21 protein-coding genes are annotated in these 22,985 nt (G+C 64.6%); 10 read left to right on the top strand and 11 right to left on the bottom strand.

Annotation, left to right across the window (positions count from 1 at the left end):
- Positions 1–81 precede the first annotated feature (81 nt).
- From NLM33_RS46175 to folE, 4 genes are all read right to left on the bottom strand, one after another.
- Positions 82–1,257, bottom strand: coding sequence for a DUF2336 domain-containing protein (locus NLM33_RS46175; protein ID WP_254105451.1), 1,176 nt, complete (start codon positions 1,255–1,257; stop codon positions 82–84).
- A gap of 146 nt (positions 1,258–1,403) precedes the next feature.
- A complete protein-coding gene (locus NLM33_RS46170) occupies positions 1,404–2,420 on the bottom strand; it encodes a lytic transglycosylase domain-containing protein (protein WP_371930093.1) in 1,017 nt (338 codons plus the stop codon).
- A gap of 191 nt (positions 2,421–2,611) precedes the next feature.
- Positions 2,612–3,034: a phosphoribosyl-AMP cyclohydrolase gene (gene hisI / locus NLM33_RS46165; RefSeq protein WP_254105448.1), complete on the bottom strand. Its 423-nt coding sequence runs from the start codon at positions 3,032–3,034 to the stop codon at positions 2,612–2,614.
- 30 nt (positions 3,035–3,064) lie between these two features.
- Entirely contained in the window at positions 3,065–3,754 is a 690-nt protein-coding gene (gene folE, locus NLM33_RS46160) for a GTP cyclohydrolase I FolE (RefSeq protein ID WP_254105435.1), read from the bottom strand.
- 256 nt (positions 3,755–4,010) lie between these two features.
- Here folE and NLM33_RS46155 point away from each other — a divergent pair, with 256 nt between their 5' ends.
- The gene (locus NLM33_RS46155; protein ID WP_254105432.1) at positions 4,011–4,466 is read left to right on the top strand and encodes an iron-sulfur cluster assembly scaffold protein; all 456 of its coding nucleotides are present in this window, start codon (positions 4,011–4,013) and stop codon (positions 4,464–4,466) included.
- 119 nt (positions 4,467–4,585) lie between these two features.
- On the opposite strand, the gene NLM33_RS46150 is transcribed toward NLM33_RS46155, so the two are convergent.
- Positions 4,586–5,479 (bottom strand): hypothetical protein, encoded by an 894-nt coding sequence (locus NLM33_RS46150; RefSeq protein WP_254105430.1) that lies wholly within the window; start codon positions 5,477–5,479, stop codon positions 4,586–4,588.
- A 228-nt stretch (positions 5,480–5,707) separates the two neighbouring features.
- Here NLM33_RS46150 and yidD point away from each other — a divergent pair, with 228 nt between their 5' ends.
- From yidD to NLM33_RS46130, 4 genes are all read left to right on the top strand, one after another.
- Complete coding sequence (yidD, locus tag NLM33_RS46145) at positions 5,708–6,046, top strand: membrane protein insertion efficiency factor YidD (protein ID WP_254105428.1); 339 nt, start codon at positions 5,708–5,710, stop codon at positions 6,044–6,046.
- A 103-nt stretch (positions 6,047–6,149) separates the two neighbouring features.
- Positions 6,150–6,320 (top strand): hypothetical protein, encoded by a 171-nt coding sequence (locus NLM33_RS46140; RefSeq protein ID WP_254105425.1) that lies wholly within the window; start codon positions 6,150–6,152, stop codon positions 6,318–6,320.
- A 171-nt stretch (positions 6,321–6,491) separates the two neighbouring features.
- Positions 6,492–7,595 (top strand): IS5 family transposase, encoded by a 1,104-nt coding sequence (locus NLM33_RS46135; RefSeq protein ID WP_254094633.1) that lies wholly within the window; start codon positions 6,492–6,494, stop codon positions 7,593–7,595.
- Complete coding sequence (locus tag NLM33_RS46130) at positions 7,592–7,798, top strand: hypothetical protein (RefSeq protein ID WP_254094631.1); 207 nt, start codon at positions 7,592–7,594, stop codon at positions 7,796–7,798. Before NLM33_RS46135 ends, NLM33_RS46130 begins: the two co-directional genes overlap by 4 nt.
- Before the next feature lie 127 nt (positions 7,799–7,925).
- Here NLM33_RS46130 and NLM33_RS46125 read toward each other — a convergent pair whose 3' ends face one another.
- Together NLM33_RS46125 and NLM33_RS46120 are read right to left on the bottom strand one after the other, a co-directional pair.
- A complete protein-coding gene (locus tag NLM33_RS46125; RefSeq protein ID WP_254105422.1) occupies positions 7,926–9,140 on the bottom strand; it encodes a hypothetical protein in 1,215 nt (404 codons plus the stop codon).
- A 2-nt stretch (positions 9,141–9,142) separates the two neighbouring features.
- The gene (locus NLM33_RS46120; protein ID WP_254105420.1) at positions 9,143–10,510 is read right to left on the bottom strand and encodes an APC family permease; all 1,368 of its coding nucleotides are present in this window, start codon (positions 10,508–10,510) and stop codon (positions 9,143–9,145) included.
- Between the two features lie 347 nt (positions 10,511–10,857).
- Between NLM33_RS46120 and NLM33_RS46115 the strand changes: the two genes are divergently transcribed.
- Both NLM33_RS46115 and NLM33_RS46110 read left to right on the top strand, forming a co-directional pair.
- On the top strand, positions 10,858–12,168 hold the full coding sequence (locus NLM33_RS46115) for an alpha/beta hydrolase (protein ID WP_254105418.1): 1,311 nt from the start codon (positions 10,858–10,860) through the stop codon (positions 12,166–12,168).
- A gap of 158 nt (positions 12,169–12,326) precedes the next feature.
- A complete protein-coding gene (locus tag NLM33_RS46110) occupies positions 12,327–12,653 on the top strand; it encodes a GrlR family regulatory protein (protein ID WP_254105415.1) in 327 nt (108 codons plus the stop codon).
- Positions 12,654–12,699: 46 nt separating this feature from the next.
- Here NLM33_RS46110 and NLM33_RS46105 read toward each other — a convergent pair whose 3' ends face one another.
- From NLM33_RS46105 to NLM33_RS46095, 3 genes are all read right to left on the bottom strand, one after another.
- Complete coding sequence (locus tag NLM33_RS46105) at positions 12,700–13,095, bottom strand: hypothetical protein (protein ID WP_254105412.1); 396 nt, start codon at positions 13,093–13,095, stop codon at positions 12,700–12,702.
- 104 nt (positions 13,096–13,199) lie between these two features.
- Complete coding sequence (locus NLM33_RS46100) at positions 13,200–14,378, bottom strand: MFS transporter (protein WP_254105409.1); 1,179 nt, start codon at positions 14,376–14,378, stop codon at positions 13,200–13,202.
- Between the two features lie 49 nt (positions 14,379–14,427).
- Positions 14,428–15,768, bottom strand: coding sequence for a hypothetical protein (locus NLM33_RS46095; RefSeq protein ID WP_254105406.1), 1,341 nt, complete (start codon positions 15,766–15,768; stop codon positions 14,428–14,430).
- A gap of 225 nt (positions 15,769–15,993) precedes the next feature.
- On the opposite strand from NLM33_RS46095, the gene thrS reads away from it, so the two are divergent.
- Entirely contained in the window at positions 15,994–18,042 is a 2,049-nt protein-coding gene (gene thrS, locus NLM33_RS46090) for a threonine--tRNA ligase (RefSeq protein ID WP_254105402.1), read from the top strand.
- On the opposite strand, the gene NLM33_RS46085 is transcribed toward thrS, so the two are convergent.
- On the bottom strand, positions 18,039–18,953 hold the full coding sequence (locus NLM33_RS46085; RefSeq protein WP_254105399.1) for a hypothetical protein: 915 nt from the start codon (positions 18,951–18,953) through the stop codon (positions 18,039–18,041). The two genes, thrS and NLM33_RS46085, sit on opposite strands and share 4 nt — an antisense overlap.
- Positions 18,954–19,147: 194 nt before the next feature.
- Here NLM33_RS46085 and NLM33_RS49435 point away from each other — a divergent pair, with 194 nt between their 5' ends.
- Both NLM33_RS49435 and NLM33_RS46075 read left to right on the top strand, forming a co-directional pair.
- The gene (locus NLM33_RS49435) at positions 19,148–22,297 is read left to right on the top strand and encodes an autotransporter domain-containing protein (RefSeq protein WP_256570598.1); all 3,150 of its coding nucleotides are present in this window, start codon (positions 19,148–19,150) and stop codon (positions 22,295–22,297) included.
- Between the two features lie 112 nt (positions 22,298–22,409).
- Positions 22,410–22,973: a nitroreductase gene (locus NLM33_RS46075; RefSeq protein ID WP_254106181.1), complete on the top strand. Its 564-nt coding sequence runs from the start codon at positions 22,410–22,412 to the stop codon at positions 22,971–22,973.
- The last annotated feature ends 12 nt before the right edge of the window (positions 22,974–22,985 follow it).

Genomic DNA, 22,985 nt, shown 5'->3' with positions numbered 1-22,985 from the left:
CGTAACCCACCACTTTTCTCGACACGCGGGAATCAAAGAGGTGGGTTACGCCTTCGGCTAACCCACCCTACCGAATCTTCGTTACGCCGCGATCAGATCGTCGTAGAGCGGCGCGATCGCCTCCTCTGCGACAAGTTCGTCGCAGAACAGGCGCGCTTCCTCGCGCGCCGACTCGGTCGCGAAGCGGCGTAGCAGGATGAGCAGCGGATCGGTCGCGCCGCGATCTGTCTCGCAATGGGTGAGCACGCGCTCGACCATGCGCCTGCGCAGCCGCGCAGCGCCGTCCTGGGTGTCGACAAAACCGTTCTCGTGGCAGGCCTCGAGCGCGACCTGGAACGCCGCGAAGGTCGATTCCGGAAAGCCCGCGCGGCGCAGAAGCGCATGCAGGCTGGCCCCGCCGCGATCATGCAGCAGCGCCGCGACGCGCGCCGGCGGCAGCTCCGACAACTCCGTAAGCGCCGCATTGAACAATTCGAGATTGCCCGACAATAGCGCGCGCAGGATCAGTCCTGCCGTGAGCTGCGACGTCGCGCGCAGGTGGCGTACGAGGCCTTGAATGTCCTCGCCGCGCGAGCGCGCCGCGATGTTGACGGTGGAGCGGTCGCGCGCCTCTGTGGCGATGCGCTCGGCGCGATCGGCACTCAGCCAGTTGCGGGCGATCACGAACTGCGCCAGCGTCTCGGAGAGCTTTGCGACCAGCGCGGCGCGCGTGGCCGCGGGCAGATCCTCGAGCACCAGCAGTGCCTCGCGGATCGCGGCAAGATGGCCGTGACGCTCGACGATACGGTCCCATGAGAACGGCGCGAGTTCGGCGTAGGGATTTTCGATCAGCTCGAGCGCGGCCGCGGCGCACCCGACTTCGGCGATCGCGGCGCAGACCGAGGCCGGCAGCGCGATACGGCGGGCGATGGCGCATTGCACCTCGCAATTGCCGGTTGCGACGATGTCGACGAGATCGGCATCGATCAGGAGCGGCGAATGTTCGAGCACGGGAAGCGCGACCGACGGCTGGTCAGTCGACAGCGCCTGAACGATCGCCGCCGGCGCCTCCGTCGAGCGCGCGAAGGCTTCCGCCATGGCCTGGCGAACCAGCGGCGAAGTATCGTCGAGCAGCATCAACAGCGCGCCTTCGGCGGCGACGCGGTCGTCGTGGGTAAGATCTGAAATCAACCAGGCACGGGCCAACGCCCGTGTTGCCTCTGCCCGCTCACCGGCGGACGCAGTCCTGATCCAATTGATAAACTGCCGAACGATCATTGTGCTTCCGGCCTACGCAACCAAACGAAACGGTGACACCCGTCACCCGCAAGACAAAATAAACCACGACGCTTAACAAAGCGTTCACCATAACCAACTGGTTTTATTGACGTTTTGTTAAGGGCTGCAAATCTTGCAGCCCGCCCTCAGCCCGAGAAGGTACCGCTGCGATCGCTAAAGAGATCGAGCGGCTGCGGCGCACGAACGTCGGGCGTCGCATTCGTAACCGAGGTGAGCGAGGCGTTATTGCCCCATAATTTCTGCACCGTGGCCGAGACCGGCTGCGTGCTGTCGCCGGGCTGATAGATCGAGCGAAACACCGGCGTGCTCGGCGAATTGTCCGCCACCGTCATTGCCGACGTCGCGCTGGCCGGCGTCGCCACGCGCGTATCCGGGAAGGTCTGGAGATAGGCGGCGTTGTCGATCAGCGGCGTTGGCTGCACGCCGTTTGCGCTCGCGACCTGGGTCGTCGACGGCGTGTCGCCGTACATGGCCATCGCGCTCCGCGTCGATTTCGAATTCGCGGCGCTGGCGTAGCGCGCATCCAGCACCGAATAGACCTCGGAGACGCTGCGCGCACGGCCGTCCTTGGCATAGAAGATCGAACGGTTGGCCGCGGCGGCATTGGGGAATAGCCGCGCGCCGACGGCTTGCGGATTGTCCTCGGCGTTGGCGATCAGCTTGGCCGCGCCGCCGACGCCCATGAAGTGCGCCATATAGAGCTCGCTGTCGCTCGGACGGCGGCCGAGCAGGCCCGTGAGCTTGAAGCTGTTCGACTGCGTCAGCACTGCGGCCATGCTCGATGCGGCCTGCGGATCATCGCGCAGCTTCATGATCGAGCTGCGCATGGTCGGATCGGTGACCGTGTAGCTGCCGGAGGAGGTCTTGGTGATGGCATCGGCATAGCTGCCGTAGCCGAGCTGGGTGCCCGCTTCCTTCACGGTGCCGAGCCAGGTCTGGTCGATGAACTGATAGAGCCCGTGCGCTGACGAGGTCGACGCACCCGCGGTCGGATTGAAATCCGATTCCATCTTCGCGGTGGTCAGCATGTATTCGAAGCTGACGCCGGTGAGATTGGAGGCCTGCTTGATCGCGCCGGTCACACGCGCCCGCGACGGATCGATCCCCGCCGTCGTCGTGGCACTTGAGTTGTCGACCGACATATTGGGCAGCCCGCTCCGCGCGGCGTTGATAACGCCGGCAATTCGGCGCCATGTCGTCTCACGGTGGGACAGGTATGGTTAATGCGGAGTTAATTTTGTATCCCCTGTCATTCCGGGGCATCGCGCAGCGATGAACCCGGAATCTCGAGATTCCGGGTTCGGCTCTTCGAGCCGCCCCGGAATGACGGAGGCTATTTCTTGTAGACCGCGCCCGGATCGAACAGCCGCTCGGCCTCGACGAAGACGAGCTTCGCGCTTCCGCCATCGGCCTCCACCCTGCGGTAGAAGCACGACTTGCGGCCGGTGTGGCAGGCTGCGCCGACCTGCTCGACCCGGATCCAGACCGCGTCCTGGTCGCAATCGGCGCGCATCTCGACGACGCGCTGGGTTTGACCCGACGTCTCACCTTTTCGCCACAACGCATTGCGCGAGCGGCTGAAGTACCAGGCTTCACCCGTCGCAATGGTCTTGCGCAGCGCCTCGTCGTTCATGTGGGCGACCATCAGCACGTCGCCGGTCGCAGCATCCGTCGCCACGCAGGTGACGAGGCCAGCCGCGTCGAATTTGGGCTGGAAGCTCAGCCCTTCCTCGATGTCGTGGGAGTGAGTGGACACGAAAACCCTCGGCTCAATCGTCGACGAGGGTCAGCGCGGTGAGCCTCGCACCAGGGACAGGAAGCGGGCCTGCTCCGCGGGATTGTCGCGGAACATGCCGGTGAAACGGCTGGTGAACGTCATCGCGCCATGCTTGGCGACGCCGCGCACCGACATGCAGGTATGCTCGGCCTCGACCAGCACCGCAACGCCGCGGGGCTTCAGGACCTCGTCGATCGCGGCCGCGATCTGCGCGGTCAGATGCTCCTGGGTCTGGAGCCTGCGGGCGAAAATGTCGGTCAGCCGCGCGAGCTTGGAGAGGCCAACGACGCGCTCGACCGGCGTGTAGGCGATGTGCGCCTTGCCGTAGAACGGCATCATGTGATGCTCGCACTGCGAGGTGAACTCGATGTCGCGCACCAGCACGAAATCGTCATAGCCGGCGGTCTCGCCGAAGGTGCGGTCCAGCACCTCGGCCGGGCACTGGTGGTAGCCCTGATAAAGCTCGTCGAAGGCCTCGACCACGCGGCGCGGCGTGTCGAGCAGTCCCTCGCGCTCGGTGTTCTCGCCGATATAGGCGAGCAGCGTCTTCACCGCCTGCTCGGCCTCGGCGCGCGCCGGGCGCGGCTGGTCGGCACGGACGGCGGCTGCGAGAAATTCAGCGGGATCAAGCTCGGCGGGGCGATCGACCTGCTTGTCGGAAGGCTTGCTGGGGCGGATGGGTTTGATCAACGCGTCCATGTCAACTCCGTTCGACGGCCTTGCGGCCGGAGTGTCACCGGCAGACGGGGCGGTCAAGCCGCCGGACGCCTGAGAGAACAACCAAGTTTGGCAGCCAACCACCCCCGCCTCGACGTCGGATGCGAGGTGCTCGACCACCGCCGACAAGGCCAGCGGGCTGTTTTTCCGCCAGTTCCGACCCTATATAGGGCCGAGGACGGCGGCCGCCAAGGCCGATCCCGCCGGAAGCCGCCCGGAAGGTCTCGGACTCCATCACATGCTGAACGACATCTATAACAAGCGGATCATCGAACTGGCCGGGAATATCCCCCGTCTGGGTCGCCTCTCCGATCCCGACGCCAGCGCCACCGCTCACTCCAAGTTGTGCGGCTCGACCGTGAAGGTCGATCTCAAGATGAGTGGGGACACCGTCACCGACTTCGCCCATGACGTGAAGGCCTGCGCGCTTGGACAAGCGTCTTCATCCATCATGGCAAGTCACGTGGTCGGCTCCACTGCGAGCGAACTCCGTGAGTTACGCGAAACCGTTCGCAAGATGCTGAAAGAAAACGGTGCGCCGCCGGACGGAAAATGGGCCGAGATCAAGTTCCTCGAACCGGTCCGCGATTACAAGGCGCGCCACGCTTCGACACTGCTGACCTTTGACGCCGTCGTCGACGCCATCGGCCAGATCGAAGCGAAGGCCAAGCAGCCGGCTGCAGCGCAGGGCTGAGTCCATCTCAACGTCATTTTCGGGCCGCGCGTCAGCGCGCCCTCGAATCTCGCTCCACAAGCTCTGGACTCGAGGTTCGGCGCTTCGCGACGCCCCTGAATGACGATCAAGCTCCGAAGCTACTTCTGCGACGCCGCCACCGGCGCTGCGCCGGTCGGGACCGCGGCTTCCGCCGTCTTGGTCGACTTGGCCGGCTGCTCCGGCTCCGCCGCAAAGCGATCCTGCGCCTTTGGTGCCGCGTCAGCCATCGCCGGGGCAGCGACATCGACGTGCGGCAGCACGTCGGAAGCAGCGTCCGTCGTCACAAGATTGGTGATCTTGAGCTCGGCCGCGCCCAATTCGCGCAGGTCTTCCCACGGCGGCACGCTCAGTGCGAGCGACAGCAAGTCGCCGGCGCCACCCATATCGAAGGTGTACTTGGCGAGCCGGCCGATGTCGCGCTCGACGATCATGAGGTCCTGCGCGCTGTAGCTTGCGGCCCGCGCGTCGTCGGCACGGTCGCCCATCCAGATCTGATGCACGCGGACATGGGCTGCTTCCGGCACGTAGCGCGTCTTGCCGGCGAGCAGCAGGAACACGCACATGGACTCGCAATAGGCCTCGGGCGCAACGGCTGGACGCGCGCCCAGCCCGCCGCGGTTCTGCACACTGGTGCCAACGGTGGTCAAAAGGCCGAGGTTACGGAAGCGCCGCCCGAGCGAGATCGCATCGTTGACGGAACCACCACTGGAGTCGAGCACCACGGTCGCCCCGCCAAGCTGGCGCCCACGAGCAAAATCCTCAAAATCCTTCGGCGTATCGGCTGTGATGATGCCGACCGCGCTGACCCAGCCGCGGCAGTTCGGCTCGCATGCAATCCAATTGAATCTCATGGGCAGCTTGCGCTCTTCGAGCGTACCGCCAGCATGTGCGGAAGAGCTGAAGGTCGCGACCGCGCCCGTCAGCGCAACGCAACAAGCAGCGGTTCCCACAAGCAACCAGCCGCGAACATCAAGCGCCCTCAGAAGTCTCAACGTGGTTCCTTCCCCAAGCCTCAAAAGCGATCAGGCAAGCCCCAGGCAACGTTCGACTCTGTATCACACAGCCGTCACAAAAAATGTATCCGGGGGAATACAGATCGTCCATAGGTACTTGCTGCACTGCCCTCTAAAAACATGCAAAATATGGCGTCCGCGCAACGGCTTGCTGTTCCCTGCGCTGGAACCGCGCAACTCCTCGCACAGCTTCGCAGCAAGGCGCACATGAAGCATTCAGCGTCAGAACCAGATCGCACCATCGTCGCATCGCTGCTGCGGTTGCCGCGCCTTGTCGGACGCGGGCTGATCTGGCTGTACCGGCACACGCTGTCCCCGCTCGTCGGCTACAACTGCCGCCACCTGCCGACCTGTTCGGTCTATGGCGATGAGGCGATCGAGCGTTTCGGACTCTGGGCCGGTGGTTGGATGACGCTCGCGCGGCTGTTGCGCTGCCACCCGTTCGGAACGTCAGGCATCGACAACGTGCCGCTGACGGCCCCGCAAGGCGCATGCTGGTATCTGCCATGGCGTTATGGACGCTGGCGCGGCGTCAACGCCTCCTGATTTAGCTGCACCGCATCCAAGCGTGCCCTGCATCTCTGACGTGCAGGGAACCGGGAATGCTACGATCGCGTTGTTGTGATGCTCCCATCGGGAGGAAACAACAATGCGCTGGAAAATCAGCCGCCACGGCCACGACAGCAGGACCATCGACCTGCTCGCCATCATCGCGCTGCTCACCCTCGTCCTCGGCTCCGGCTGGTACCTGGCGACCAGCTTCGCAACTCAGCCAAGCACGACGGCCTTCATCGTTCCGAGCCAGAGCGTTCACTGGTAGTCAGAGCATGATCCGGAAAAGTGTGAAGCGGTTTTCCCTCGCGACAAACGCGGAACGCGTTTGCGCGGAGATCATGCTCAAAACGATAACCTAACAGGCTGTTGAAGAAGTCTCTGGCGAAGCGTTTTGGATCGTGATTCCCTAGGATCAGGATTTTGCTGGGGTGGCACGATGCGGGGAAGTGACGAACGGTCTGGCTCGCTGTTCAGTTATGTTGACCTGGAGGCTCGGGTTCGCGTCGACCACCCGCTGCGGGCGATCAGGGATCTGGCAAATGCGGCGCTGGGCGATCTTTCTGGGGAGTTTGGCAAGCTCTACACGGACTTCGGTCGGCCCTCGATCGCACCGGAGAAACTGCTTCGGGCGATGCTCCTACAGGCGTTCTATGGGGTTCGCTCGGAAAGGCATCTGATGGAACGGATGGAGTTCGATCTTCTGTTCCGCTGGTTCGTCGGGCTTGGGGTGGACGATGCGGTTTGGGACCATTCAACCTTCTCGAAGAACCGCGACCGGCTGCTTGAAGGTGAGATTGCGGCCAAGTTCTTGAACGCGCTTTTGGCGCAGCCGAAGGTGAAGCGTCTTTTGTCGAGCGATCACTTCTCGGTGGACGGCACGCTCATTGAAGCCTGGGCTTCGATCAAGAGCTTCCGGAGGAAGGATGGCAGCGACAAAGATCAGGACGGTCCGGGACGCAATGCCGAGCGCAGCTTCCACAAGGAGAAGCGATCCAACGAGACCCATGAGAGCACGACCGATCCTGAGGCCAGGCTCTATAAAAAGGGCGACGGCCAGCCGGCCAAACTCTGCTATATGGGCCATGCGCTGATGGAGAACCGCAATGGTTTGGCGGTTTTAGGTGGAGTGAGCCAAGCTACTGGCACCGCCGAACGAGAGATTGCGCTTGCCATGATCGACAGGCGCGGGTGTGCGAAGCGGGTCACTCTGGGGGCGGACAAAGCCTACGACGTCACGCAGTTCGTGCATGACCTGAGAGATAGATCGGTTACTCCGCATATCGCGATCAATGGACATCTGAGTAAGACCGGCAAGCGGCGCAAGACGGCGGTCGACGCGCGTACCACGCGTCACGACGGCTATGACATCAGCCAACGCTGCCGCAAACGCATCGAAGAAGTCTTCGGCTGGATCAAGAGTTCCGCTGGCCTGGCCAAGGTCAAGCTGCGAGGCCGCGACCGGGTGGATGCCGTCTTCGTCCTGGCGCTTGCGGCCTATAATCTGATCCGGCTGCCCAAGCTTCTGGCGGCACCGGCATGAGCATCCGAGGTAGATGGCGGGTCGTCGAGACACCAGGCTACGACATGGCCGTGGCGGGCGCCTACATCCTGTTCGATGACGACGGCGGCGAGTTCGCCTTCGATTGCCTCACGGGCTGCATTCATGGAGCCTGTGACGGCGATGCCGTCCAGTTCGGCTGGCAGGGAAACGACGAAATGGAGCCAGCCAACGGTGATGGCTAGGCCGAACTGCGGGATGACGGCTCACTCGAAGGTGAAATCTGCCTCCTTAATGGCGACGACATCCCATTTATCGCGCGTCGCTCGAAGACTTCTTCAACAGCCTGCTAAAGCGCGATCTCCTCGCGCTTTAGCGAAACCAGAAGAAGCGTCCGGGCGGCGGCGGGATCGACTCGGGCGGCCGCGGCCGCTTCGGACGGACGGGTTTTGGCGGCGGTTCGGCCGACGAGGTGGTCTCGGCCGGCGCGGTCTCGGTGCCCGGCACCTTCACCGACAGCAGCAGGTTCGATTCATTCATGCGCCAGCGATAGCCGATGCCGAAATCGATCGGCTGGGCGCGCGAGAAGAGGTCGGCATAGCGTTCCTGATATCGGCCGGGAAATTCCGCAATCGGGCCGAGATAGCGGCCGAACGGGAAGAACCGCCATTGCCGCGCATTGTAGTTCGCAAGCGGAATGCCGGAATCGTCCTGGATGATGGTGGCGCTGTTGGCGAGCAGCCAGTCGCGCACCGTCGTGAAGTTGCCTGCGTGCAGGAGATACGAGGCGCTCTTGAGCAGGCTGTTGCCGGGTCCGAGCGTCTCGCAAAACTTCAGGAAGCCGGCCGCGCGCGCGCCGGAATTGGAGAGGTCGGTCGAGAAGTAATACAGCGTTCGCACCCCGCCATCGCTGCCGACGAAGGTGATGCGCACGCCGTGGGTGGCGTTCGGACCTGCGTTTTCGCCTGCCACATGCAGGCCGCCCTTGTCGTCGATCGAGACCATCTCGACGTTGCGGATGGTCTTCCCCGAACGCGCCAGGAAGACATAGAGGATCGGCAAGGTGCCGTTGACCTCGTTGGCGTGCAGGTCGACCTTCATGTGCTTGGTGATGAAGAAGCTGAAGCTGAGAATCGAGCCGAGCGAGCGCTCGACATTGTAGAGCGCGGGCGCAATCGCGCCACGCGGTACGCGCGTCAGGTCTGGAACGTTACCGACCGGCTCGAGCGCGCCAAGCACGTAGGTGCTTGCCTTGGAATAGAACGCGTCGGCGTAGAGGAAATCCGGCCCCGAGAACATGTAGAACATGGTCGGCCGGGGCGCGGCCAGATTGACCTCCGACCAGGCGCGGATCCTGGAAAGCTGCCGCTGCTCGAGCTGGGCGAAGGCGCCGTCGAAGAACTTGGCGTGGCGCTGCCAGGACGGATCCCTGGTCAGCGCCACGAGCGGAGACTCCGCGGATGGCTGCATGCCCGCGAGGAAGCGTGCCGTGTCATCGGCCGTGACGGTGCCGGCCGCACGTGCGGGGGCCACGATCGCGAACAACAAGGTGAAGGCGACGGCCGCAATCTTCATGGGTCGAAACATGTCTATTCGCGATTGGGTAAGGTTGCAGCGGCGTCCGGCCGCCTGCGGAAAATGGCGTATATCAACAGGCCCGAGAGCATGATCAGCATGCTCGACAGCGACTGAACCGGCCGCTCGGTCAACAGATAGTACATCATGAAGGCGGTCACGAGCAGGAAAACCACCGGCGTGACCGGGTAGCCCCAGGCGCGGTAGGGCCGCGGCAGAGCGGGATCGGTGAAGCGCAGCTTGATCACCCCGAGCACGGTGAAGAACGAGCAGAACAACAGCGCGAACTGGATGAAGTCCAGCACCGCCTCGAAGCTGCGCGTGAAGAGCAGGAGGTTGGCGATCGCGAGCTGAAACAGGATCGCATAGGCCGGCGCGCCGCTCGCCGACTTCCGGGAAAACACGCGGAGCGCCGGAATGTCCTCGCCCATCGTCATCATGACGCGCGGACCGATCCACATCATCGCGCTGATGGAGGAGATCAGGCCGACACAGATCATGGTGCCGACGATACGGCCGCCGAGGTCGCCGAAGATGGCAGCGCCGCTGATGCTGGCGACTTCGAGCTGGCCGGCGAGCTTGTCGATCGGGGTTGCGTAGAGAAAGACCGCGTTCAGCGCCACATAGAGCACCATCACGATCAGCGTGCCCGCGAGCAGCGCGCGCGGCAGGCTCTGCTGCGGCATGTGCAGCTCGCCGATGATGTAGGTCGCCGCGTTCCAGCCGGAAAAGGAGTACATCACGAAGACGAGCCCGATCGCGAAGGGTGCGCTGGTGATGTGGCCGAAGTCGCCCGACGCCGGCATGAACGACACCGGCTGCCGTATGCCGATCGCAAAGCCTGCAACCAGGAAGGCCACGATCAGAATGACTTTCAGAATCGTCGAGACGAGCTGGAAGGTCGAGGAGTGCTTGACGCCGGTGAGCTGCACGATCGACACCAGCCACACCACGCCGATGGCAAGCGGGATCGGCGGCAACGTCGGAATGACCGACTTCGCATATTGGCCGAACGCCATCGCGGCGAGCGCGACCGGTGCGGCAAAGCCGACGGTCGCCGAGACCCAGCCGGCGAGAAAACCGAATGCGGGATGATAGGCCCGGCCGAGAAAATTGTACTCGCCGCTCGAGCGCGGGAACATCGCCCCGAGTTCGCTGTAGGAGAACACGCCGCACAGCGCGACGATGCCGCCGACCGTCCACAACAGCAGGATCGAGAAGCCGGACGGGATGTCCTTGACCTGGAAGCCGAGGCTCGTGAACACTCCGACGCCAACCATGTCGGCGACGACGATCGCGGTCGCCACGAGAACGGAAACGCCGGACCCGCTTCCGAGACGCCGGCCCGTCCACGCCGTGCTTCCCGCATCTGATGCCGTCATCGCCGTCCTTAGCTGAGGCGTCGCGCCTCTCCCAAGCATCGTGCAGATTGGTCCAGTCAATTCAAGCAGGGTTAACAAGGGCTAAATGAGGCAACCGAAAGAGGTATTATAGAACCACATATGCACCCTTGCGGGCAATAAACCTGCTGTCACGCTGGGGAAAGCCTACTTCCCCTCCCACAATCGCGACACGATTCCGTGGTCATTTTCAGCGTTCCGGATGTGGGGAGTTTTCTCCGGAAGCTTAACGTCACCTAAACGCCAGTCGGCTGAATTAGCTCAAGAAAGCCGATTGCCTTGGGGTTAGTGGGTGGATGGTCGGGGCCGATCCGAGAGTCGAAACAGCCATGCGTGCTGACCGGGCGAGATCGCCCGGCACGCATCATCACGCGTTTCGACTTGCCTGCCGGATCGGCCTCGCCTCCGTCTTGGTGCCGCTCTCACTGACATTGGTTCAATGCGGCAAGGCGCCCAACCCGGCGATGCTGGCGGCGAACTCCCAAGCAACCTCCCAGGCCAATACCCAGATCGTCGCCAAGACCAGCACGCAAGTCGCAAGCGGCGACACGTTCGAGGATCGCTTCCCGGCCCCGCAGTTCAAGGAGCGCTTCCCCTCGGCAAGCGAAAGCTTCCTGCAACGGCAGATGTCGGACTTTTCGCCGAAGCGCGCGGTGCAGGAGCCGGCGCCGGCCCCCTACAAGGTCGCCTCGCTCGAGCCGCAAGTGCCCTATCAACGTCCGCAGCGCGACGACCTGACGACGCTCGTCAGCATGAAGTCGTCCGCGTTCCCCTATTTCGGCAACAATCCCGCCTCCGACGCGCCCTTCCTCAACATCTCCAAGGGCGATCGCCGCGGCCACCGCAGCTATTCGGGACGCGTATTCTGGCAGGACGAGACCTACAATGACAGCCGCGTGCTCGTGCACGTGCCGGATCATTTCGACGTGCGCAAGCCAGGCGTGATCGTGCTGTTCTTCCACGGCAACGGCGCGACGCTGGAGCGCGACGTGCGCGACCGGCAATTGGTGCCGCAGCAGATCTCCGAGTCCGGCGCCAACGCCGTGCTGCTTGCACCGCAGATGGCGGTCGACGCCGCCGATTCCAGCGCCGGCAAGTTCTGGCAGCCTGGCGGGCTCAAGCGCTTCATGGCCGAATCCAGCGAACACCTCGCCCGTCTCTATGGCGATCCCGGCAGCGCGCGCGCCTTCGCCAACATGCCGATCATCATCGTCGGCTATAGCGGCGGTTTCCTGCCGACCGCATGGAGCCTCGAGGTCGGCGGCATCAGCGACCGCGTTCGCGGCGTCGTGCTGCTTGATGCGGTCTATGGCGAGCTCGACAAGTTCGCCTCCTGGATCGAGAGCCACCGTTCCGGCTTCTTCGTCAGCTCCTACACCCACTACACCGCGCGGCGCGATCGCGAGCTGATGAGCATGCTCCGACAAAAGGGCATCAGCGTCTCGGAGGACATGGACGGCCCCTTGCGTCCCGGCAGCGTGGTATTCGTCGAAACTGGCGACGGCATCAGGCATCGCGACTACGTGACCCGCGCCTGGACGCAAAATCCGCTCAAGGACGTACTGGTCAAGATGTCGGCGACACCGTCGCTGGCGCTCACGCGCGTTGCGGCGAGCAGTTCGTCGGCTTCAGGTCGCTAGCGTTTTCCGCGCGTATCGGCATGCGCATGCACGGCCTTCAAGAATCTCGCTGGCTGATCAAAATGCGATGTTGATGGCCGGAGCTTCCCGGAACGCCCGGGATTGTTTCCCCTGACGATGCCCATAACGTGGACTGGGGATTCTGTGAGGAACTGAAGTTGCGCGAGGGACTCTACAAGGCGAACTTTCACACCGTGCACGGCACCGGGTGCGGGGTGCTCTATGTGACGAACGGCAAGCTCCGCGGCGGCAATTCCGCTTTCGCCTTCGTCGGCACCTACACCGGCGAAGGCGAGAGCATCAAGGTCAAGATCTCGACCGAGCGCTACAACGACGATCCGACCTTCCGCCCCCTGTTCGGAACCGACAGGGTCACGCTGACGCTTAGCGGCCGGGAAGACGGCGAGATGGCGGAGTTCGAGGGCAGCGCGCTTCAGCTTCCCGGCGTCGCCTTCCGAGCCGTGCTGACCCGAATCAGCGATTAGCTGCGGATCGGCACGCTCTCGTGATCGGGCGGCAATCAGTCCGCAATCAATTCTTGGGCAGCTTCGGAATGCTTTCCGCAAAGCCGTTGAAGCAGGCCAGGCGCTCGTCCTCTTCCTTGAAGAAGCGGCAGTCTGCAACGCCCTTCGCCTTTGCGGGCTTCGGCTTCGGCTGCGGCGGGATCACCCCGTCGTAGCAATTGAGCCGGTCCTTGGTGCCGTCGTCGAGGTCGAGACAGGCCTGCAGCCTGACCGCGATGGACTGCGGCTTGCCCTTGGGCGCAGCCGTCTCGGATTTGCCCTTGGCCGCCGCCTCCTTGGTGCCCTTGCTGGCCCCCTTGGGCTTGACCTGCACCAGCGGCTTGTCGCCAACCATCGGCGTGTCGGTTTGCGCAAAAGCGGCGGCCGAGTACAGCACCGCGACAAGCGCCAGAATCATCCTCATCTCAGTCAGCTCTCGTTGGTCCCCAACCCTCGCCTTCTAGCGCCCTCCTGCGCGGTTTGCCAAGCGCCCGCTGAGGGGAAAAGCCGGATGTGATGGGCTTTGCACTATGCTGCGACCGTCGCCACGGCCTGCCGGGGCCGGGTCAGCCCGACGACGGCAAGCGCGAGGACGACGAAGCCGGCCGCCACGAAGCCGATGGTGTGCAAGAGATCGCGCGCGAACAAGGCCCCACCCGCTGCCGAGCCCACGGCCTGCCCGACATAGAGCACTGACGTATTGAGCGCGACGGTGGCCGGCGCCAGCGACGGCGCCGCCGCGACCAGGCGCACCTGCTGCATCGAGTTGGTTGAGGCAAATCCCACCCCCCAGATCGCGACCGAGAGCATCATCAGTGCAAAATTGCCGGCGCCAAGCGCCCATCCGGCGACGCCCCCGAGCAACAGGCTCGTGAACAGAACCGAAGTCCTGTAGGGCCCCCAGGTGTCGACGATACGCGTTGCAATGAGGAGACCGAGGAAGCCGCAGACACCGTAGACGCCGAAGACCAGACCGATCGCGTCGGGACTGGCATCCGTCAGCTTGTTCAGGAGCGGCCCCATGAAGGTGAAGATCACGAACTGCCCGGACATCTGCAGCATGGTGATCGCAAGCAGCAGCACGATGGTGCGATTGCGCCCGACTTCGCCCCAGGTCTTCAAATCGACGGGCGTACCCTTCAACCCCGCCGGCAAGCGCCATAGCAACAGGAGGAAGCTGAGGCAGCCGAGCCCGCCAATCGCGCCGTAGGATGCCCGCCAACCGTAGCGGCTGGCGATGAAGGTGATCAGCGGCAGCCCGACGGCCGCGGCAATCGACCATCCCAAAAACACATAGGCAATCGTGCTGCCACGCTTTTCGACCGGCACGATGATCGCCGCAGTGCCTGCGGCCTGCGGCGTATAGAGCGCGCCGATCGCGAGCATCACCAGGCGAATGGCCAGCAGGCTCGTATAGTCGGGCGCGAGGGCCGAGCCGATATTGCCGACGGCAAGCAGCGCGAGCGTTGCGGTGAGCAGCATGCGCCGCTCGATCCGGCTGGTCAGCCACGCCGTCAGCGGCGAGCCGATGCAGAGCGTGATGGCACCGAAGGTGATCAGAAGGCCCGCGGTGCGGATGCTGATGTCGAGCCCCGACGACAATTCCGGGAGCATTCCGGCCGGCGCCAGCACCGAACAGCCGGTGATGACGTTTCCAAGCATCAGGGCGCTTGGCGCGAAGCGGTGGGCGACGGGATCGGATTTCATGCAGCTGCATGTAGGCAGTATCGGCACGGCGCGGAAGGGCCGACCATATCTATTTCGCCGGATCGACGGTGTCGCCGCGCGCGCGGGCCGTGTTCACCTTCGCCGGTGCGCAGGTGGCGAGCAGCCGATCGAGCGCAGCCGTTAGTCCTTCGTTCGATATCCGGCTGGTGCGGGAAGGTCCGACTCCGTCCGGTCCCTGCCCGGCCTCCGTGAAATCGAAGTGTGGCGCATCCGACAGCGAAAGCAGCGTGGCCTTCCTGAATTGCGCGCCCCAGAACTCAAATCCCTGCAGCTTGACGGGACTCGAGATGAGGGCCAACGAATTCGCGCTTCCCAGCGCCACGCGAACCGAGGCGGGGCTGGCGGCGGACGCCGCGGGACGCCGGAACTCGAGCGCGAAACGATCGAGGTCGAAGCATGTCAGGCGCCAGGCAATCAGGCGAAAGGATCTGTCGGTGTCATTCCGCTCGGCAACGATCTTCTGCACCATGCTGCGCGTGCCGAATTCGAACAGCCACGGCGTTTCCACGTGCTCGCGCCGGTCGATGCCGAACCGCACGATCTCTTCGCGCGTGAGCATGTGCATGTCCTCATATCTCACGGTGTCGGCAAGCCTGAGCAGGCCGAGGTCGATGCCCATTTTTGTGATGTAGTTCGTCAGCAACTGCTCGGCCCGATCGAGGCCGCGCCTGGTGGCTGCCGCGCGCATCTCCAGTGTCGGCGCCTCGACCCGGAAATGCGTCACGACCTTCGGCGAGTGCACCCCGAGCACGGCATCCGGCGCAATCTCCCGTATCGCGGCTCCCAGCATCACATAAGGACAAGCCGAGGCGCAGACTGCCCCGCGCGTGGAGAGGTCGCCATGCAACTCGCGCCCCGAGGCCTTCACCTTCAGACAGACGTCACTGTCCTGGGCCTCGAAGCCACACTCCTCCGCCACCGTGCGCCCAACGCGCGCCACTGCGGACCGCCCGCGGAGCATTGCGCCCATCGCCACGGCCTGATCCAGATTGCCGCCGGGCGAGGAGAAATAGATCGGCAGGCCGCGATCGGGGACCTTCTGCAAGAATTTGCGAAACCGCGGTGCGGCTCCGGCATCGATCGTGCCTTCTGCAGCGATCCAGCGGTCGCAACCGCGGCCGCAGGCATCGGGCCTTCCCTTGACGACATAGAACGCGATCGGCCGTTGCGAACTCGGCGGCGTCTTTGGCGACACTTGTGGAACGGTGCGTCCCGGCAACGGCTGACTCAGCTGCGGCGTCAGAGGGGTCTGCGAGACGCGGCCCGCGGCCCAGGCAAGACCGGACGTCGGCCCGCCGACCAATGTCAGAAATGTGACGAGGACAATGCCGGCGCCGTCCCTGAGGCAAGTCGATCCAACGAACGTCACGAAGCAACCAACCCCAAAACCGCAGTCCGTCCCCGATAAGCCCCATGAAACAACAACCTGTGGACGTATGCAACGTCAAGATCGCGTCTGGCGTCGGGCTTCGAAATGGGATGTTCGCAGGCAGTTTCCTCGTTTTGCCCGATTGCGCAGGCCGAATCGCCTGATATACCGCTCGTTCCCGCTTACCTGCGCTCGTTCGCAGGAGTGAGCTTCAGGAGAAATAGCATGTCCGACGACCACAAGTCCGAGTCCGGCTTCCAGTACAGCCTCAGCAATTTGAAGCCCGTGACCCCGGCCGCCAAGGTTACCCTCACCTTCCCCGACGGCGCCCATCGCCAATTCGACCAGGGCATCACCGGCCTCGACATAGCCAAGGGCATCTCGCCCTCGCTCGCCAAGCGCACGGTGGCGATGGCGCTCGACGGCGCGCTCGCCGATCTCAACGATCCCATCGAATCCGATGCCAAGATCGAGTTCGTGGGCCGCGACGATCCCCGCGCGCTGGAATTGATCCGGCATGACGCCGCGCATGTGCTGGCGGAAGCCGTGCAATCGCTGTGGCCGGGCACGCAGGTCACCATCGGCCCGGTGATCGAGAATGGCTTCTATTACGACTTCTTCCGCAATGAGCCGTTCACCCCGGAAGATTTTGCCGCGATCGAGAAGAAGATGCGCGAGATCATCGCGCGCGACAAACCGTTCACCAAGGAGGTCTGGGATCGCGAGAAGACCAAGCAGGTGTTCCGCGACAAGGGCGAGGCCTTCAAGGTCGAGCTGGTCGACACCATTCCCGGCAGTGAGCCGATCAAGATCTATTTCCAGGGCGACTGGTTCGATTTGTGCCGCGGCCCGCACATGACCTCGACCGGCAAGATCGGCAACGCCTTCAAGTTGATGAAGGTGGCCGGCGCCTATTGGCGCGGCGATTCCAACAACCCGATGCTGACCCGCATCTACGGCACCGCCTTCGCCAAGCAGGAGGACCTCGACGCTTACCTCAAGCAGATCGAGGAAGCCGAGAAGCGCGACCATCGCAAGCTCGGGCGCGAGCTCGACCTCTTCCACTTCCAGGAGGAAGGTCCGGGCGTGGTGTTCTGGCACCCCAAGGGCTGGACCATCTTCCAGCAGCTCATCGCCTATATGCGGCGACGACTGACCGGCGACTACAGCGAGGTCAACGCCCCGCAGATCCTCGACAAGGTGCTGTGGGAGACCTCCGGCCATTGGGGCTGGTACCGCGAGAACATGTTCGCGGCGCAGTCCGCCGGCGACGAGGCCGAAGACAAGCGCTGGTTCGCGCTGAAGCCTATGAACTGCCCCGGCCACGTGCAGATCTTCAAGCACGGCCTGAAGAGCTATCGCGACCTGCCCATGCGGCTCGCCGAGTTCGGCGTGGTGCATCGCTACGAGCCGTCTGGCGCCATGCACGGCCTGATGCGCGTGCGCGGCTTCACCCAGGACGATGCGCATATCTTCTGTACCGAGGAGCAGCTCGCCGACGAGTGCCTCAAGATCAATGACCTGATCCTGTCGACCTATGCCGATTTCGGCTTCACCGGCGACCTCACCGTGAAGCTGTCGACCCGCCCCGACAAGCGCGTCGGCACCGACGCGATGTGGGATCATGCCGAGCGCGTGATGGCGACGGTGCTGCGCGAGATCCAGTCGCAGAACAATCACATCAAGACCGAGATCAATCCGGGCGAAGGCGCGTTCTACGGGCCGAAGTTCGAATACGTGCTGCGCGATGCCATCGGCCGCGACTGGCAGTGCGGCACCACGCAGGTCGACTTCAACCTGCCGGAGCGGTTTGGCGCGTTCTATATCGACCATGACGGTGGCAAGAAACCGCCGGTGATGGTGCACCGCGCGATCTGCGGTTCGATGGAGCGCTACATCGGCATCCTGATCGAGCACTATGCCGGCAACTTCCCGCTCTGGCTCTCGCCTGTGCAGGTGGTGGTTACGACCATCACCTCGGAAGCCGACGAATACGCCAAGCAAGTGGTGGAGCTGGCGCGGCGCGCCGGGCTTCGGGTCGAGATCGACCTGCGCAACGAGAAGATCAACTACAAGGTCCGCGAGCACTCGCTGGCCAAGATCCCCGCATTGCTCGTGGTCGGCAAGAAGGAGGCCGAGACGCATTCGGTCTCCGTCCGCCGCCTCGGCAGCGACGGGCAGAAGGTGATGCCGACGGCGGAGGCGATTGCCGCGCTTCTCGACGAAGCAACCCCGCCGGACGTCCAGCGGATGCGCGCAGCTTCGGCGGCCTAACCGGCTGTTGCAGTCCGCACAGACGGCTCGGCGCTCCCAGTATAAGCGCCGAGCGCCTCGTCCGCGCATTGCGCCAGATACAGGAACATGGTCGCGAGCATCTTTTCAAGCGCATCGCGGCCATGAGGCAGTAGCGTGACCTCGTTGCTCACGGCTCCGCTGCGCATGAGCAGGTGCTTGTCCTCAGCGTCCCGCAGCAGCGACAAGACGTGCTTGCGGGAGACCGAAAAATTTCTCGCCAGCGCGTTGATTGAAAGCTGCACCGGCCTTGCCGGAGGAAATGCGTCGCCCTCGACGCCCGACAGCGCCAGGCTGAACAGGATGACGACGCCGGCTTTGCGCTCCGCAAACGGCTCGAGGTCGGGAGCATTGTCGAGGACACGAAGGCCCGCGACGAAACGGCGGCCGAGCGCAATGGCGAAGGCCTTCGTGAAGACGGGATCGTTCACGGCGGCAAGATAGTCCGCGGCTCCGGGGAAGAGGCTGCACATCGCCTCGAATTGCCGCGCCCAGCGCGCCTGATGCAGGGCGAGCAGCTTTTCCGTCGGTGCCAGCAAACGCTTTCGGCGATCGGGATTGGGCGCAGCCGTCAGCAACCCGGCAGCGCGCATCAACGCGAGCAACGCCTCGCAGCGGCCACGGCTGCACAGCCCGAGCTCGGTACAGAGGTCCTTCATGGCGCCGACGGTCAGGCCGGGCTGGCCTGAATCCGTTCCCCGGAAATGCAGATAGAGCGCGACGTGGGTGAACAGCGCACGCGCGCGGTCACTGAGGAGCAGGTTGAGGAGCCTGTTGGTCCGGTAGATCGCCACGGCCCCCTCCGCCGACGACCGCATCGCCCGCGAAAAACCGGGATGGCGGCGCAGCGCGGCGACAGCATCGGGCGACGGAGTTAGCTGCGAAGCGGACATTGCGGAGACTGGACCATGCGCGTGTGCAACATCCGTTGGCACGGTCATCATGTTGCACACAAGCCTCACATGGTCGCTGTCAGCACAATCCACCCAAAAAGTCGCAGTTCTCGCCGCACCGTCGCGTGGGTACCTGAACGCAAGCGCGCGCCGTTTAGCCGGCGGTGCGCGCGAATTTGTGCAAAGGGGATGAGGTGCTGCTCGCTGATGCGTCCGATCGCCGCGGACTGTTGAAACAATCGCAGGTGCTCGCCCGGCCGTTCTGGCTTGCGGCGGCGCTGTCGCTTGCCGCGGTGGGCCCCGCCTTCGCGCAGGCGACCGAAGGCGGCGCAGGCGGTTCCGGGTCCTCCTCCTTCTCGAACGGCGGCACGAGCTCGGCGACCAGCCAGGGCGGCGACGGCGGCAACGCGGCAGCCGTCACCCGCGGCGGTGGCGGTGGCGGCGCCGGCGCGACCGGGGGCGGCGGCGGCGCAGGCTCCGGCGGCGCGGTCGGCGGCAATGGTGGCATCAGTGCGGGGCTTAGCGGGGGCACCGGCGGCAATGGCAGCAGTGGCAACAGCGGCGGCGGAGGTGGCGGCGGCGCGCATGGCGACGTCGTGACCACGGATACCACCAATTCCGCAACGATCACGGGCGGCGTGGGCGGGCGCGGCGGTTCGAGCACGGGCACCGCGAGCGGGGGCGGCGGTGGCGCCGGCGGCTATGGCGTGGTGATCGATGGCAGCGGCCTCACCTACTCCAACAACGGCACCATCGGCGGCGGCAATGGCGGAAGCGGCGGCGCCAATACCACAGGCAACGGCTTTGGCGGCAACGGAGGTGACGGCGGATACGGCGTCTTCCTGACCGGCGCCAGCATCCTCACCAATTCCGGGACGATCACGGGCGGCAACGGGGGCAGCGGCGGAAACGCGACCTCCAGCACCCAGAGCTCGGCCGGCGGCGACGGCGGCAATGGCGGCACCGCCGTCTATTTCGCCGGCGGCGGCACGCTGATCAATTCGGGCACCATCACCGGCGGCACGTCCGGCGCGCTCGGTGCCGGCTCCTCCAGCGTACTCAATGGCGTGAAGAGTGACGGGGAGGCTGGCTCGGCCGGCGACGGCGTCGTGGGCGCCAATCTCACGATCATCAACAGCGGCACGATCTCGGCCGGGGTGAACCTCGGCGCGCCGGTCGACGCCAACGCGATCACCTTCACCGGCGGTAGCAACGTCTTGGAGCTTTGGGCCGGTTCGGTTATCAACGGCAACGTCGTCGGCACCGGCACCGATACGTTCCGACTCGGCGGCTCGACCGACAGCACGTTCGACGTCTCCAGCATCGGCTCGACGGCGCAGTATCAGGGTTTTTCGACGTTCGTGAAAACTGGCAGCAGCACCTGGACGCTGACCGGCACGACGACGGCGGTAACGCCCTGGAGCATCAATCAGGGCACGCTCGCAGTTGGCTCCGACGCCAGCCTCGGCGCGGCGTCCGGTGGCCTCGCTTTCGGTGGCGGTACGTTGCAGGTTTTGGCGGATTTCACCACCAGCCGAACCATCACGCTCAATACGGGCGGCGGCACCTTCGACACCAACGGCTACAGCATGACGCTTTCAGGCGCCATCGACGGCACCGGCGGGCTCACCAAGATCGGCACCGGCACGCTGGTGCTGACGGGAACGAGTTCCTACACCGGCGCGACCATCGTCGATGCCGGCGTGCTCGACGTCGAAGGCGCGATCACCGGCACCTCCTCCGTAACGGTGAACGCCGGCGCCACGTTGACCGGCACGGGCCTCGTCGATCCCTTGACCGTGACGATCAATGCCGGCGGCGTGCTGGCTCCGGGCAACGGCACGGCGGGATCGTCGATGACGATCGACGGCAATCTCGCGATGCAATCCGGCGCGATCTATCTCGTGCAGCTCGATCCGTCGGCCGCGTCCTTCGCAACCGTCACCGGCACCGCGACACTCGGCGGCGCGACCGTGAGCGCGGTGTTCGCCAATGGCAGCTATGTCAGCAAGAGCTATACCATTCTGACCGCGAGCGGCGGCATCTCGGGCACGTTCGGCTCGCTGGTGAACACCAACCTGCCGGCCAACTTTCACACCAGTTTGAGCTACGATGCTAACGACGCCTATCTCAATCTCATCCTGACCTTCGCCGTTCCGGGTGGACTGAACGGCAACCAGCAGGCCGTCGGCAACGCACTGACCAATTTCTTCAATGCGAACGGCGGCATTCCGCTGGTCTATGGCGCGCTGACGCCGGCAGGACTCACTCAAGCCTCGGGCGAGCTCGCGAGCGCCCCGCAGCAAACCACCTTCGACGCAATGGGCCGGTTCCTGGGCCTGCTGACCGATCCCGCCCTGCAGCCGATTGCAGGGACACGAGGAACGAGCGGCGTAACCAGCTTTGCGGAGCAGGACAGTGCAAGCGTCCGTCCTGCCGCCAAGCGGAGTGACGCGTTCGCGATGTTCTCCGATGCCCCGCCCCGCAATTTTGAACAGCGCTGGGGCGTTTGGGCGGCCGGCGTTGGCGGTTCCCAAACCACCACTGGAAGCACGGCCGTCGGGTCGAACGATGCGACGAGCCGTGCCTACGCTACCGCCGCCGGCGCCGACTATCGGCTTTCGCCAGCCACGGTGGCCGGCTTTGCGCTCGCGGGCGGCGCCACCAGCTTCAACGTGAATGGTCTCGGGTCCGGCCGCTCCGATCTGTTTCAGGCGGGCATCTATCTGCGCCATGTCGAGGGGCCTGCCTTCATCACCGCCGCGCTCGCCTACGGATGGCAGGACATCACCACCGATCGTACCGTGACAATCTCCGGCGTCGATCGCCTGCGCGCCAACTTCAAGGCCAATGCCTGGGCAGGTCGGGTCGAAGGCGGCTATCGATTTGTCGCACCCGTGAGCGGCGGTATCGGCCTCACGCCCTATGCAGCGGCTCAGGCGACCGTCTTCGATCAGCCGGCCTACGCCGAACAGGTCGTCTCCGGTGCATCGACCTTCGCACTGAGCTACGCCGGCAAACGCGTGGCTGACAGCCGCAGCGAGCTTGGCCTGCGCACCGACAAGTCCTTCGCCGTGGGGGATGGCATCCTCACCCTGCGCGGCCGCCTCGCCTGGGCGCATGACTTCAACCCCGATCGCTCGGCGTCTGCCAGCTTCCTGGTGCTGCCGGGCGCGAGCTTCGCGGTCAGCGGGGCCGCGCAGGCGCGCGATTCCGCGCTCACCACGACCTCGGTCGAAATGAGGTGGGCCAACGGCTGGTCGGCCGCGGCGACATTCGAAGGCGAGTTCTCCGCCGTCACGCACTCCTATGCCGGCAAGGGCGCGGTGCGCTACGCCTGGTGAACTGCAACGGGCGCAGATCACAATCTGTCTAGATGAGGGGTCTACGGTCTCGTGGCCGGCAGGATCGCATGCTAATGCCATGGCCAAAATTGGCCCCATGAAAGAGACGCCTGTGCCCGACGCCATCGACCTCCTGAAGACCCGCCGCTCCGTCAAGCCGCGCGAGATGGCGGGGCCCGGCCCCTCGCCGTCCGAGCTCGAGACGATCCTCACCATCGGCGCGCGGGTGCCGGATCATGGCAAGCTCGCGCCCTGGCGCTTCATCGTCTTCGAAGGCGAGGCCCGGATGCGCGCCGGCGAAGTGATCGCGCGCGTGTTCGCGCGCAAGAATCCGGGCGCGCCGGCGACCGACATCGAGATCGAAAGGAAGCGGCTCACCGACGCGCCGCTCGTCATCGGGATCGTCAGCTTCACCAAGCCGCACCCGAAGGTGCCGGCCTGGGAGCAGGAATTGTCGGCCGGCGCCAGCGCCATGAACATCGTCACGGCCGCGACTGCGCTCGGCTATGGCGCGTGCTGGCTGACCGGCTGGTTCGCCTTCGACCGCGACGTGCTGGAAGGGCTCGGGCTGAAGCCGGACGAGAAGCTCGCCGGCCTCGTGCACATCGGCAGGCCGACCAAGCCGAGCGAAGACCGCCCGCGCCCGGCACTCTCGGAGATCGTGACGCGGTTCTAGTCGACTTCTCAG

It is taken from the genome of Bradyrhizobium sp. CCGUVB1N3 (assembly GCF_024199925.1).
In the GTDB taxonomy this organism is placed as follows: domain Bacteria; phylum Pseudomonadota; class Alphaproteobacteria; order Rhizobiales; family Xanthobacteraceae; genus Bradyrhizobium.
The sequence above is the reverse complement of the archived record's forward strand: the minus strand, read 5'-3'. Positions and strand labels throughout refer to the sequence as shown.